General features: G+C 32.2%; 9 protein-coding genes. 7 read left to right on the forward strand and 2 right to left on the reverse strand.

Features of this window, described 5'->3' with window-relative positions; all coding sequences use genetic code 11:
- Nucleotides 1-494 precede the first annotated feature (494 nt).
- The 6 genes from AC3HD6_RS03985 (at nucleotide 495) to AC3HD6_RS04010 (ending at nucleotide 9,920) form a co-directional block, all read left to right on the forward strand.
- Nucleotides 495-2,837 carry a hypothetical protein gene (locus AC3HD6_RS03985; protein ID WP_488895181.1) on the forward strand — a complete coding sequence of 781 codons (2,343 nt, stop codon included), beginning with the start codon at nucleotides 495-497 and terminating at the stop codon, nucleotides 2,835-2,837.
- Between the two features lie 34 nt (nucleotides 2,838-2,871).
- Nucleotides 2,872-3,405 carry a hypothetical protein gene (locus AC3HD6_RS03990; protein ID WP_488895182.1) on the forward strand — a complete coding sequence of 178 codons (534 nt, stop codon included), beginning with the start codon at nucleotides 2,872-2,874 and terminating at the stop codon, nucleotides 3,403-3,405.
- Nucleotides 3,406-4,035: 630 nt separating this feature from the next.
- Nucleotides 4,036-4,470 (forward strand): transposase, encoded by a 435-nt coding sequence (locus tag AC3HD6_RS03995; RefSeq protein ID WP_488895183.1) that lies wholly within the window; start codon nucleotides 4,036-4,038, stop codon nucleotides 4,468-4,470.
- A gap of 859 nt (nucleotides 4,471-5,329) precedes the next feature.
- Nucleotides 5,330-7,510, forward strand: coding sequence for an ATP-dependent nuclease (locus AC3HD6_RS04000; RefSeq protein ID WP_488895184.1), 2,181 nt, complete (start codon nucleotides 5,330-5,332; stop codon nucleotides 7,508-7,510).
- Nucleotides 7,511-7,607: 97 nt separating this feature from the next.
- A complete protein-coding gene (locus AC3HD6_RS04005) occupies nucleotides 7,608-9,500 on the forward strand; it encodes a UvrD-helicase domain-containing protein (protein ID WP_488895185.1) in 1,893 nt (630 codons plus the stop codon).
- 54 nt (nucleotides 9,501-9,554) lie between these two features.
- Nucleotides 9,555-9,920, forward strand: a complete 366-nt coding sequence (locus AC3HD6_RS04010; RefSeq protein WP_488895186.1) for a hypothetical protein — start codon at nucleotides 9,555-9,557, stop codon at nucleotides 9,918-9,920.
- 476 nt (nucleotides 9,921-10,396) lie between these two features.
- Here AC3HD6_RS04010 and AC3HD6_RS04015 read toward each other — a convergent pair whose 3' ends face one another.
- Nucleotides 10,397-11,317, reverse strand: coding sequence for a helix-turn-helix domain-containing protein (locus AC3HD6_RS04015; protein ID WP_488895187.1), 921 nt, complete (start codon nucleotides 11,315-11,317; stop codon nucleotides 10,397-10,399).
- Between the two features lie 64 nt (nucleotides 11,318-11,381).
- Nucleotides 11,382-12,155 carry an SDR family NAD(P)-dependent oxidoreductase gene (locus tag AC3HD6_RS04020; protein ID WP_488895188.1) on the reverse strand — a complete coding sequence of 258 codons (774 nt, stop codon included), beginning with the start codon at nucleotides 12,153-12,155 and terminating at the stop codon, nucleotides 11,382-11,384.
- A gap of 278 nt (nucleotides 12,156-12,433) precedes the next feature.
- Between AC3HD6_RS04020 and AC3HD6_RS04025 the strand changes: the two genes are divergently transcribed.
- Nucleotides 12,434-13,600: an RES family NAD+ phosphorylase gene (locus tag AC3HD6_RS04025; RefSeq protein ID WP_488895189.1), complete on the forward strand. Its 1,167-nt coding sequence runs from the start codon at nucleotides 12,434-12,436 to the stop codon at nucleotides 13,598-13,600.
- Nucleotides 13,601-13,652: the final 52 nt, after the last annotated feature.

Here is a 13,652-nt window from a genome sequence, read left to right on the forward strand (position 1 = left end):
AATCTTTTTTAATCAAAATATCTATATTATAATTTTCAGGTTTGCTGTTTAAGTGATGTATTTGCATGCTGTTTTTTTTCTTTTTTCCAAATGCAAATTTTAAATTATGAGTATACTCATGATTCTACCTGTCCCAAAATTCTAAATTTTCAATAATATTAAAAAAAACTATTATACAATTAAAGACTGTTGATCCTTAGTTGTTTATGGTTTTATTGGGCTATCTCAATTCCTGCTACTTCATAGTGTTTTTGTTTTTATTCTCTAACATCAATACTAGTTTTGCGTTGTAAATATTTATTCAAAAACGACATTTTATATTGTATAAAATCGCCATATCCCAATCGAGGAATATGGTTCGAATATCTACTCGGAAAACAAGGACACTATTAATGATAAAAAGTATTAAATACGCTTTTTTGAATGTCTTAATAATATCATTTTAAAAACACTAATTAATATAGACTAGAATCAAAAAAATACAAATCTAAGGAATGAAAAAACACATTTACGGACTAATTATTTTTTGTCTTTTTGGCAAAAACATAAAGGCTCAAAACGGATATATTTATGTTCACAAAAAGGCTATAAGTGAAGTGGCGTCACTTAATTTTAATTTTAATTTAACCGATTCCGGAGGCAATTCTGTTGCCAATTTTACCCTTAATGATAAACCAGAAGGATTTAATTCATTTGATATAGGAAATAGTCATGATGCAGGAGAAGGGCAGTTATGGACAGTTGTCAATAATAATAGTAATGCACAAGAAGTACATACTGTTGCCGGAACAATTTATACGAGACCAGTGGGTAGCTCTAATTGGCTTGGAACCTCAGTTACTAATGTAAAATCTGTAGATGGAATAGGGCAGAATACTGCTGTATATTCTGATGTACTTGGTAATGTGGGATTGTATAATAATGGAAGTTCTATTATTATCTGGTCACCTGCTTCCCATTCTAATGTAAGAATTGTAGATGTTGCTTCTGGTGGACCTACAGGAATTATAGCCGTAGTGGGTGATAATGGAATGATCTACAAATACACAGGAGATGGAACTAATGACTCATGGATTGTATTTTCTAAAGTAATGAATAACGGGATTAGTCTTCCATTTCGATTAGATGTGCAACCAGGTACAGGGGACGTTGTTTTTATAAAGAACAATGGTGATGGAAATATTTACAGAATATCATCTTCGGATCCCTCTTCAGCAGTTCCTGTTCTTGTTACAAATGCACCTTCAAATAACCCGGTAGATATTAGACGTGATATTGCTATCACTAATGACGGTAATATATATGCTAGTTTTGCTGTAAATATTTATAAATATAATGGGAGTGCATGGAGCACAAATCCACAATCAAGAAATTTGTATGGTCTTACGGCAGGGGCTAGTGATCAGGTTTGGTCTATCAATAAAAATAATCCAGGAATTATTCAGCATACCATTTATACCAAAACCTCCACAGGTGATTGGCTAGATGATGAAAGAGTAAGAACTAGTACAAATGGTAATTCTATCATGATTCCGGTTCCGGCAGGAATTTACAACCTTTCTGAGATAGTTCCGTCGGGATGGAATAATAGTGATATCAAATTATATGATCCTACTAATAACAGTTCTGTAAATTTGGCGAGTTCCACTTCTACAATAAATGTTTCTGCCAATGAAGTGGTTAATGTAGTTTACAGTAATGTTTTAGAAAACTCGATAGTAACCCCTGCTGTTTGTGCTACAAACTATATCTTAACTTTTGGTCAAGGTGCTTCTTCTTATGGAGATGCTGCACAAGGATTTACTTCATATCATTATTTTGCTAACGGACAAGTGGCTGATGGCTATTATACTTTAGCTAAAACAAGTGCCGGATGGTTTGCGGGTGGACCGGTGCCGCCTTTGTTAAATCATACTCCTAATGATCCTAATGGCTACTTTGCACTTTTCAATGCTTCATATGCAACGGATGACTTCTTTAGGCAAACGGTTACAGGTTTATCTATAGGTACAAAGTATGAATTTGCCTTTTGGGTTGCAGATCTAGGTCCATCATTTCCCATACGTCCAAATGTTACAATGGGAATAGTGGATCCTAATAATGGAACTTTACTGGCTTCTATTAATACAGGTGATATTTCATCTACTGTGTGGAAGAGGTATAGTTTTACATTTACTGCAACTTCTACAACCGGAGAGATATTTTTAAAGAATAATTCAGTGGGAGGTGATGGAAATGATATTGCCATTGATGATATCACTTTTGCACCGGCTCCTCCGGAGATACCCAACGTTGAAATGGCAGGCGGGTTAACAACTATGTGCAGTAATATGAGTAGTAGTCCTACACAATACCAGTTTACAAATTCTCTGGCAGGAGGGGTTTGGAGGTCAGATAATCCAAGTTTAGTTACAATCAACCCGAGTACAGGGCTTGCTTCAGCCGTTTATGGAGCTTCCGGAACCGCAGAAATTATTTATAATCATACCAATGCAAGTGGTTGTGTCAGCGAATCAAAATTAGTCGTAAATGTAGGGAATTGCTCTTGCTATAATCCGGCTATAAATACAAATGCAGGTATAGATACAAAATTTGGTATAACCCTACAGCAAAGGGCTGGCGCCAATAATGGAAATTGGCCAATGATCAGAAAATCAGCACACGCTGTTTTAGAATCCAATACCAAGGGTTTTGTGATTACCAGGGTTCCAACCACTGGATTATCCGGAATTACAGCCCCACAAGAGGGAATGATGGTATATGATACTACAGCAAAATGTCTGAAAATATATAGCGATGGTGCCTGGAAATGTTTTTCTATCCCGTCTTGTCCATAATTACTATTCCTCATTTAAATTAAAACCATTCAATATGAAAAAAATTATAATGCTAAGTGCAATATTTTTGTATAAAATATTTTTTGCTCAAGTGATTTTTGGTGATGCAATAGGAACAGCAGTCAATAAAACTTCCGTATTGCTGGAGTTTGCAAACACAAATAATAAAGGTATTATCCTGCCTTACGTAAAAAGTCTACCTAATGCAGCTACTCCTGGAACAATACTGCTGGATGCTTCCAACTCTTCAAAAGCGAGAATTAAATATTATAATGGGACTTGGCAGGATCTAAGTGGGAAAGACGGTAACATGGGAGCAGTTCTTACTCAACAAACAGATAATATCGAAAATACTAATGCAAAAGTTATTATTGGATCTAACACCAGTTCTGCAGATGGAGTATTAGTATTGGAGTCTGTAACAAAAGCGATGATTATACCTATTGTAAGCGATGTTAACAATATCCCCAGTCCCTCACCTGGCATGATGGTGTATATTAATAAAATTGGTGCTAAAAGATTAGCTTTTTTTAATGGCTCAGTTTGGTCTTTCTGGGCATCAAATTAAGGGATTATTCGATTAATATTACTGTTGTTTAATAGCAACAATGATAAATAAAAATTAATTGCCTTCTTGTTTTCTTCAAAATAGAAAAAACACAACTTCAATATATATAATAATAAAGAAGGCAAGATTTTAATATCCTTAAAAAATCTTATAGAACCTTTATGAAATTTAATAATTATAGCAGTGCACGAACATTTTTAATAGTAAACTGTTTTGTACTCACAGCTGCTTTTCTAGGTCTACTTTTTCTAATTTTTATTTTCAATATTTCGAAAATAATATTAATCGTCATTTTTCTTACACTTATAATGATTGGAGTAATTAATAATCTAATTTCTACTAATAGAATAGAAATTGACAGCACGGGTGAGGTTCTTAGTATTGCTATTTTCCATCCTTTTAAGAAAAAAAATATACATAATTCAAAGATGCTTACAGAATTTCCAAAACAAAGACTTGCTAAATACAAAATTAAAAGGACATTATTTGAAACAAATCTTAAAATATCGTTTAAAAGAGGAGAAGTATACAATTCGAGTTTCCATAGCCAATCATTCAAATTTTATAGATTAAATAATGCTCAGCAGCTATGTTTAGAAAGTGAATTAACAAAGATTATAAATCGGAATAATGAGTTTATATAAAGAGATACACATAGGGAATCTGATTAAAATAAGGGTCGATGAAGCAGGGATAGATATTTTAAGAATTTGTGATTTTTTCAGTTTAAATGCTATGGAAATTGAAAATATGTACATTCAACAATCTTTAGACACACAAACTCTTCTTAGATGGTCTAAGCTTCTTGAATACGATTTTTTCAGACTATATTCCCAGCATCTTATATTATATTCCCCACCAGCTTCCCTTAAGCAAACTAAGATATTCGGTAAAAAGCATTCATTGCCTGTATTCAGGAAAAATATTTATACAAAAGAGGTTATAGATTTTCTCGTAGAAGTTGTAGAGTCTGGAGATAAAACTATAAAACAGGTAATAGAAGATTATAGAATTCCAAAAACTACTTTACATAAATGGATAGACAAATACAAAAAAAAATATTGAAACCTGATTACAGACGAATCTATAATGACTTGATTGATAGAAGGTATCCGGAGAGAAAAATGGAATTTAAATCTATATTAGAGAAAAAAATACTATCAACTCTGGATGTTATTAAACTAAATCAAAGAATATTCGGGGGAAATGAATATTTTATTTTGAATCAGAAACATCGGTCTTATGATAAAAAAGCTATCTTAGAAATTCTTGACTACCAAAAAATAAATAAATTGAATAATAAACAATTAGCATTAAAATTCAATATGAGCCGTAATACGATTGGAAAATGGAAAAAGATATTTTTATGAATTCATATTGTTGATATTTGTGATTTAAATAATCTCAAAAAGATTATAAAAAAATGGCGCCAACTGTCTTCAGTTGGCGCCTTGTAGTTTTTTGTGAACTTGACAGGACGCTATCCAAACTCTTTTTTTGCTGATATAGAAAATATTTTAATATTAATGCATTGAAAATGAATCATTTAATTACGATGTGTTTTTGTTTGAATTCTGTTAGGTTATCTATCATTATCATCTTTTGTAAAGGAACAAAGTCTACGAATCAAATTAGATATTTAAGCAAAGGCTTCGTAAGATGTCTGTTTATATCTTAAATTTTCTTACTGACAGATTTGATGAATAATACAGTTCAATAAAGGTTCTATATAATGAAAATTTCAAATAGACTTTATAAAATATTTTATATTAAGCCGGAATAAACAAATTGTATAATTCTCTTTTTATTATTTTTTTAGTGGTTTGAGCTCTCTTAATTTTAGTAATTAAAAAATGATTTTCTGAGTTTTGATTGCATATGAATTTTTCTTAATATTATGATTAATAAAATCTCAAAACTAACCATGAAAATTAACTGTTTTAGGATTCAAAACTTCCGCCGTTTTAAAAATATTCTTGTGGATGTTGAGTCTGATATTTCTATTCTTGTTGGAGCTAATAACAGTGGTAAAACCTCAGCTACTCATGCCTTAGATATGTTTGTAAACAATCAAAAGGATAAATTCACTATTTATGATTTCAATTCAAGTTGTTGGTCAATTATTAATAACATTGGTGATAATCCTGATCAGAGTATTATTGATGATATTGAGCTTCCACAAATAAGTTTAGATTTATGGTTCAACATCAGAGAAACTGATTTGCACAGAGTTTTATATCTTTTGCCAGAGTTAACTTGGGAAGGTTCAATAATTGGACTTAGAATTATATTTCAGCCTAAAAGTAGTCGGGAAACATTAGTTAGATTTATGGAATCTAAAGCTAAGGTTGCTAAATATGTGCCAAAAGAAAAAGATAAACAATATAAGCCTTGGCCTAAAGATCTGATCAATTTTTTAAGTAAGCACCTAAGTCAGGAGTATGAATTTAGATATTATTCCCTAGATCAATCAAAATTTGATGAACAATTTAATCAGAAAGAAAACTATACACCACTTTTATTACAAAATGACAAGAGTAAACCATTAGTAAAATCACTACTTAGAGTAGACACTTTACATGCTCAAAGATATCTTTCAGATCTAGCCTCAAATGCTAGATCTGAAGATCTTTCTAAGTGTCTGAGCCGTTTTTATAAAAGAAACCTCGAAAAAAGAGAAGATGACCATGATGCATTAAGTGCTTTATTTGATTCTGAGACCCAATTGAATGAGCATTTAAAAAGTGTTTTTGCTGATATGCTAAAAAAGCTTGGAGAATTGGGATATCCAGGTATTTCTAATCCTCATCTAGTTATTAAATCTGCTTTGAATCCAACTACTATAATGAGCCAAGATACAAAGGTTCATTATTCTATGGATGGGACTTCAAACGGACTTACGCTGCCTGATAACTATAATGGTTTAGGTTTTAAGAACTTAATATACATGGTTGTAGAATTATTAGATCTGCAAGCCCAATGGATAGATGAAAAAGAAGATAGAGCCTTATTACAACTGATTATAATTGAAGAGCCTGAGGCTCATCTGCATGCACAGCTACAACAAGTCTTTATAAGGCAAATATTAAATATTTTGAAGATTACAGGTGAAGATGCTTATTATTATGGAATGCAGTTAGCAGTAACAACACATTCACCCCATATTTTGTATGAAAGAGGCTTTAAACCTGTAAGATATTTTAGAAGAGAGGGGATTGCGGGCACTGACCAACATTCTGTTGCTTTAAATCTTTCTACATTTTATAAGGATGAACCAGAAAAATATTTTTTTGAAAGATATATGAAAATGACACATTGCGATCTTTTTTTTGCAGATGCTGCAATTCTGGTTGAAGGAAATGTTGAACGAATATTATTACCAGCGATGATTGAAAAATGTGCAGATAATTTAACTAAAGCTTATTTGAGTATTTTAGAAGTCGGTGGAGCTTATGCTTATAAGTTTAAAAGCTTGATCGAATTTTTAGGTATACCAGCGTTAGTCATTACTGATCTTGATAGTGTAAAACAAAAAACAATAGATGGTAGTGTTAATACAGATGACGACGACGACGATGATGTTGAATTGGAAATTTCTGAATCTGCTGAATCTGGAGAAACAATAAAAAAATATCTTATAGGAAAGGCATGCCTGCCTGACTTTGAAAATGCAATTACTTCTAACCAAACACTTATTAGATGGCTGCCTAAGAAAATATTAATTTCTGATCTTTTAGCTTGCAATAGTGAAAATCTAATTCAGAACCCAACAGAAACTAGTTTGTCAACAGTATATATTACATTTCAAAGAATGGTGGAAATAATTTGGGATGGTGGAAAACATATGGTAGTGGGTAGGACCTTGGAGGAAGCTTTTGGTTTAGAAAACACAGAATGGTGTCAGTCATCGGATGGAAAACATGTGGGATTAAAACTTAGAACTAAGCCTAAAAGTATAACTGAACTAACTGAAAAAATACATAAGCGTGTAAAATCTAATTCATTTAACAAAACAAGTTTTGCGTTAGGAGTTTTATCTTCAAGTTCAGAAGATTGGATTGTGCCTAAATATATAGAAGAAGGGCTAAAATGGTTAGACTGTTAAGTAAAGGTTGATATTCCAATTGTACCTACAGAAATACTGGAGGAAAATATTCATAGTGATATGACTGGCGCCGAGTATGATTCTAAAAAACAATCCAATGACTAAAAGATTAAATTCTCCCGATACTGAAGCTGATGTTAAATTAAAAACCTGTTTAGACAAATTTCCTCGAGTAAGTTTTAAAATGATTGCTGGTGCAGGTTCAGGTAAGACAACATCACTTGTTAAAGCATTAAATCATATAATCACAACAAAGGGGGATGTTTTGAGAAGAAGAGGGCAACAGGTTGCTTGTATTACTTATACTGAGATAGCTGCACAAGAAATTTGGAATGATGTTGAAAATAATCCTCTTGTGCATGTTTCTACTATTCATAGCTTTCTTTGGACTATAATCAAACCTTTCCAAAAAGATATTAAGAAGTGGGTGATCAAGCATATCGGTGAAAAACAGTTTGATATACAATCAAAAATAGATAATCCACGTACAAGAATATCCAAAGATAAGCTTTATAGACAATTAGAAAAATTAAATTCTCAAGCATTAACAATCGAAAATATACCTTATTTTGGTTATGGTACGGGTAGTAATTATAGCAAAGGTATTCTTGGACATGATGATATTATTAAATTGGCCATTTCAATGATTGAGGATTATAAAATGCTTGGTACAATTGTTAGTCAAAAATATCCATATATATTCGTTGATGAGAGCCAGGATACTTTTCCAAATATAGTTACCTCATTAAAAAAAATTGATTCATTACATAGCGAAACATTTTGTTTGGGTTTTTTTGGGGATTCCATGCAGAAAATTTTCCCGACTGGTGTCGGAGAAATTCCTATTGAGGAGAAATGGGAGACGATTACTAAACCAGAGAATTTTAGATGCTCACAACAAGTATTAAAAACTGTAAATGCAATTAGAAAACCAGCAGATGGATTAGAGCAAATAGGAGGACGTATTGAGGAAGGTGAACTTGTAGAAGGAAGTTCACAAATATTTATATTACCAATCGATGAATTTCGAACTGAAAATGTGAACAAAGTTCAACAATGGATGGCTGAAACTCAAAAAGATGTATCATGGCTGTCCGATGATATTAAAATTTTAGTCATTGTCCATAGAATGGCTGCTATCAGATTGGGATTCCCTAATCTTTATTCTTCAATGAATGACGCTGCGCCTTCTGCATTTAGAGATGGACTTCTTGATGGTAGTGCTTGGCCACTCAAGCCATTTATGAATTTTGTTCTTCCAGTCGTAGAATTTTATAATAAGGGATCAAATTTCGATATTTTAAATATTCTTCGTAATCAATGTCCAAAATTATCAAATGGGGCTTTAAAAGGGACCGAACTACGAAAGGCTTTGGTTGATCTAAAAATAGCCACTGACAAATTAATAGAGATGATGGATATTTCATCAAATTCTACTGTACTAGATGTATTTAAAATTATTCAAGATAATAATCTGATCGTATTGGATGAAAGAATAGTTGCCCACTTAAACGGAACAATAGCAAGCGAGTTTATTGAACAAAATGATGGTGATGATGATTCTTTAGCTATTGAAATCGATGCAATGCAAAGATACTTTGCATGTAGAGCAAACGAATTCTTAGGTTATAAAAAATACTGTGATGATGGATCTCCATTTGCGACACAGCAAGGTATCAAAGGAGCTGAATTCGAAAAAGTCATTACAATTTTAGATGATGATGAAAGTTCTCATAATCTTTTTTCATATGATAAATATTTTGGTATTATTCCTCTTTCAGATACAGATGAAAAAAATATTGAAGATGGAAAAGATAATGTGATAGCTAGAACCAGAAGACTTTTTTATGTTTCTTGCTCACGGGCGAGAAAGGATCTTGTGGTAATATATTTTAATGCAGATGTCGATGCCGCTAAAAAACTAATTGGAGCTACAGATATTTTTGCTACTACTAATATTTATACTGTTAAAGATTTATCTCAAAATTGATTCTTAAAAGGAGTCAAATATGCTATGTTTTGAATTTGTAATTACAAGTAATCTATGATGAATAAACCTATTTTTTCCGAATTCTTTCTAAATAAGTTTTTGTATGATTTTAAATTATCTACTGTACCCAATATTCGGCGAATAAAAAATCTCGTTGAATCACTTAGTAGAGAGTTGGAGTCTGGAAAGTTAGGTAGTTTAAAAGAAGAGGAGATAAAATCTAGATTTGTTACTACTTTTTTTGGAGATATCTTAAACTTCAATTACGGAAATGCTCACACGTGGATGCTGCGGGAGGAGAAAAAATCGTTAACAGACGGTACTAAGCCCGATGCGGTTCTAGGTAATGATGAGAAGATAAATCATTTTCTAAAGGAAATTTCCTTGTTTGCATTTGAACAACAATTGAAAACAATTTAGTGAAAAATATGTGATTTTTTGTGAATTTTTGGTGTTCGAATCCTGTTAGGTCATCGAAAGCTAAATTTTCAAATCCCTATGGTTTGTGATTTTAACTGATTGATTTTCAGTTGTTTTTATATTTTGTTGTAAAATCAATGAGTTTTTTGGAATCAGCACTTTTTTTAATGAAAGTCTTAATTTGATAAAAGTTAACTGATTGACTATGAGTTGTATAAAAATAAATATGCGCAAATTGTCCTAAATTTGCGCATATTGTCGTTTGTGAACTTGACAGGACTATCTTCAAACCATTTATTAGAAGATATCGATAAGATTTTGAATGTTTTCAGTATAATTTAAGTTATAATTTAAGGCGGGAAAATGAAATAAACAAATCTTTATTTTATATCAAAATATCTATTGAATTATATTGAAGATTAATTTGTGTATTAAAGGCTAAAACTAACTAACTAACTAACTAACTAACTAACTAATTAATTAAATGAAGTCCGGAACTGCAAGGGCGTAAGACCCGTTGCTGTTTTAAACATTTTGCTGAAAGATTGGGGATGTTCAAAGCCTAATTCATAAGCTATTTCAGACACTGTAAGATCTGTATTAGTAAGCCTTTCTTTTCCTGTTTCAGTAAGTTTCTCTCGTATGTATTGTTGAGTGTTTTTTCCGATAAGCGAACGCAGAACATCGCTTAGGTATCCGGGGGAAATGTTCAGCTTGTCTGATATGTACTGCACAGTCGGAAGTCCTTGACGTAATGTTTCCTGATTATTGAGATACTCATCAATAATAGTTTCTGCTTTCTGGAGAATATCATTGTTAGCTAATTTTCGGGTAATAAATTGTCGTTTGTAAAACCTATTAACATAGCTTAGCAGTAATTCAATCTGAGCAATCACAACCTCTTCGCTAAATTCATCAATCCGGCTGTTGAGTTCCTGCTCCATAATGTTAAAAATAGAAAGGATAGTCTCTTTTTCAGTATCTGAAAGATGCAGCGCTTCATTATAGGAGTATAAAAAATAGCTATATTGTTTTATCTTCTTTGCAATTGGATGACCTAACAAAAAGTCCGGATGGATTAGTAAAATATAACAATGAGTTTCACTGTTGTAATCAGTACTTCCAGCTAATTGATTGGGCGCTAAAAACAGCATGCTGCTTTCATCGTAATCATAATAATTTCTTCCGTACTTTAATCTCCCTCTATTTTTTGTAATGAAGGTGATTTTATAGAAACTCAAAATATCGTAGATGGGAGCCATCGTTATATTGAAGGGATTTTCATCATTGAAATGAACGAGACTAATCATCGGATGTTGCGGTGCTGGTAGTCCGAACGCCTGATGGGTTTCCGATATTGATATAAAGCGGATCAGTTTATCATCTTTACTTTTCATAATATAAATTTAAATAAAAAACCTATGAAATTTGCTCTTATAGGTTTCTAATCTTAAAAACAATCTACCAAGGAAGAGTAGTGTCCGTTCTGCCAAAATTTGCAGGACCGGTAAAGCTTCCAGTTGGGAGATCTTCAGCCAAAGCTACTCTTATTGGCTCAACAGAACCTTCCTCTACTGTATCAGTTCCTTGAAAATTATTAAGTGCGGTAGCCGTAAATCCGGGACTTACAAGGTGAACCTTTATATTAGTCTTTTCCAAATCGATTGCTAAAGAAAGAAAAATACCGTTTAGCGCTGTTTTCGAAGCTCCATAAACTGCATCGAAACTTGTTCGAAAGGGATTTTCCGGATTAGCATTGATTGTTAGTGAGCCAAGAGCACTTGAAACAGTTACAATCCGAGCACTTTCCGCTTTATGTAGTAAAGGGAGGGAAGTCTGCGTTAATGCAAGAGTTCCAAATACATTCGTCTCCCATACGGCTTTCAGTTCATTGATCGGTACAATTGATGCACGCTGCGAGTCAAGAACCTCTTCCATTGTACGACCTTGTTTACCAACATGAGAAACCGCAGCATTGTTAACTAAGAGTGTAAGATATCCATATTCACGTTCTATAGTTTCTACAGTTGTTCTGATGGATTCATTATCAGTTATATCCAACTGAATTGCTCTTGCTGATCCTCCAAGTTGTGCCACAGCGGCATCTACTTTTTGTTTGTCACGTGATCCTATATAAACGATGTACCCGTTTTCAACAAGAGCTTTAGCGATTTGAAATCCTACACCTGTATTTGCGCCTGATACCAGAGCTACTTTATTTTTATTTGTCTGCATAATTTTAATTGATTTAAAGTTAATGCAGCAAAGTTGAACATTAAAGAGACAAGAGTTGTATCCCAATCGAGACTGTTTGTATCTCAATTGAGGATAACTATGTTTTATAGCTGATTAGATTTATGGCTAAATAGCAAACTAGTGGAATTTATGCTCATTTACTAGGGATTTCACTAATACTTTGTTATAGGTTCACTTATCATCGGACAAGAATACTTAGATTAGAGAAAAATGATTAACTTAACATTTAATGATTACAAAATATAAACAGTAAAATTATGACTGAAGATGATGAAATATTAATTTGTACAAAGTGTGTTAAAGATAAACGATATAAAAGACTAATTGAGACAATAGGAAATAGGGGCATTTGTACATGTTGCGAAACAAAAGGTATTGTTATTAATCAGGACAGCAATGAATTTATTCAAATGACCAAAGCTTTAGTAAGATATCACTATTCAGAGTGGGATTATAATCATCATTTTGGAGGAGTTAGTTTTATTAATTTTTTTTCACCAGAGAATAATATTTTTTTTAAGAAACAAAATTTTAAAAATTTAGATGTTTACGAGGAACTTTTATGTAGAATTGAAAGTATAGATGCATATGGGGATATGGATAATGGAGTTTCACTTTATGCTGGATATCTTGATGGTCAACAAATCCCTTTGCTTGATTCTTTAAAATCAATTCTTGATAGTTCGATTTTAAAAATTCAGGAAAAATTAAAAACAGAAAATTATTTTAAGTACGAAAATAATATAACAAGCATGCTTTCAGAGTATGCGGAAAATTGTAAAATTATTATTAAGAAAAAAAGTGAGTTTTTCAGAGCAAGGGTAGGATTTGCACATAAAAAAATAGATTTTCAAAATTTAAGTGTTGAAGTTGAGACCGTTTATGAACCATATTCTGGTTCTAATATAGGAGCGCCTCCACCTCATCTTGCTGGTGATGGAAGAATAAATCGGGTAGGCGTCTCATATTTATACTGCGCCACTGATAAGTATACTGCTACAGCTGAGATTAGACCACATCCTGGAGATATTGTATCTATAGGTAAGTTTATCGCTATTAAAGATTTATTGATTTTTGATTTGACAGCTAATCACTTCGTAAAATATTATTACAATGACCATATGCTTCATGAGTATAGAAAGCTGAATACATTTACAGAATTACTTCAAAAGGTTATTACTCCCTCTGAAAGGCGCTCATACAACATAACGCAACTTATAGCGGATTGTATTAGAAAACTAAATTTTGACGGTATTTTATTTCCTAGTTCTATTAGTGACGAAGATAATTTGGTCGTATTTAATCCTGAGAATATGGAATATACTTGGGATGAAGCCCAGGTAATTGAAATTAAAAAGGTTAATTACGACTATCTTGAAAAGAGAAGTGTGGATGATATTAATATCATTAAATCAATATTTTAAAATTTAAAAAGCCGCGTTCAAGTGGTTGTCAATAAAAATACATACAATGAAA

This window comes from Chryseobacterium sp. II3a (genome assembly GCF_057815135.1).

Bases quoted from the DNA above. Each gene is read 5' to 3' on its own strand.
- AC3HD6_RS03995 (WP_488895183.1), top strand. From the start codon at position 4,036: ATGAGTTTATATAAAGAGATACACATAGGGAATCTGATTAAAATAAGG.
- AC3HD6_RS04015 (WP_488895187.1), bottom strand. From the start codon at position 11,317: ATGAAAAGTAAAGATGATAAACTGATCCGCTTTATATCAATATCGGAA.
- AC3HD6_RS03985 (WP_488895181.1), top strand. From the start codon at position 495: ATGAAAAAACACATTTACGGACTAATTATTTTTTGTCTTTTTGGCAAA.
- AC3HD6_RS04025 (WP_488895189.1), top strand. From the start codon at position 12,434: ATGACTGAAGATGATGAAATATTAATTTGTACAAAGTGTGTTAAAGAT.
- AC3HD6_RS04000 (WP_488895184.1), top strand. From the start codon at position 5,330: ATGAAAATTAACTGTTTTAGGATTCAAAACTTCCGCCGTTTTAAAAAT.
- AC3HD6_RS04010 (WP_488895186.1), top strand. From the start codon at position 9,555: ATGATGAATAAACCTATTTTTTCCGAATTCTTTCTAAATAAGTTTTTG.
- AC3HD6_RS04020 (WP_488895188.1), bottom strand. From the start codon at position 12,155: ATGCAGACAAATAAAAATAAAGTAGCTCTGGTATCAGGCGCAAATACA.
- AC3HD6_RS04005 (WP_488895185.1), top strand. From the start codon at position 7,608: ATGACTAAAAGATTAAATTCTCCCGATACTGAAGCTGATGTTAAATTA.
- AC3HD6_RS03990 (WP_488895182.1), top strand. From the start codon at position 2,872: ATGAAAAAAATTATAATGCTAAGTGCAATATTTTTGTATAAAATATTT.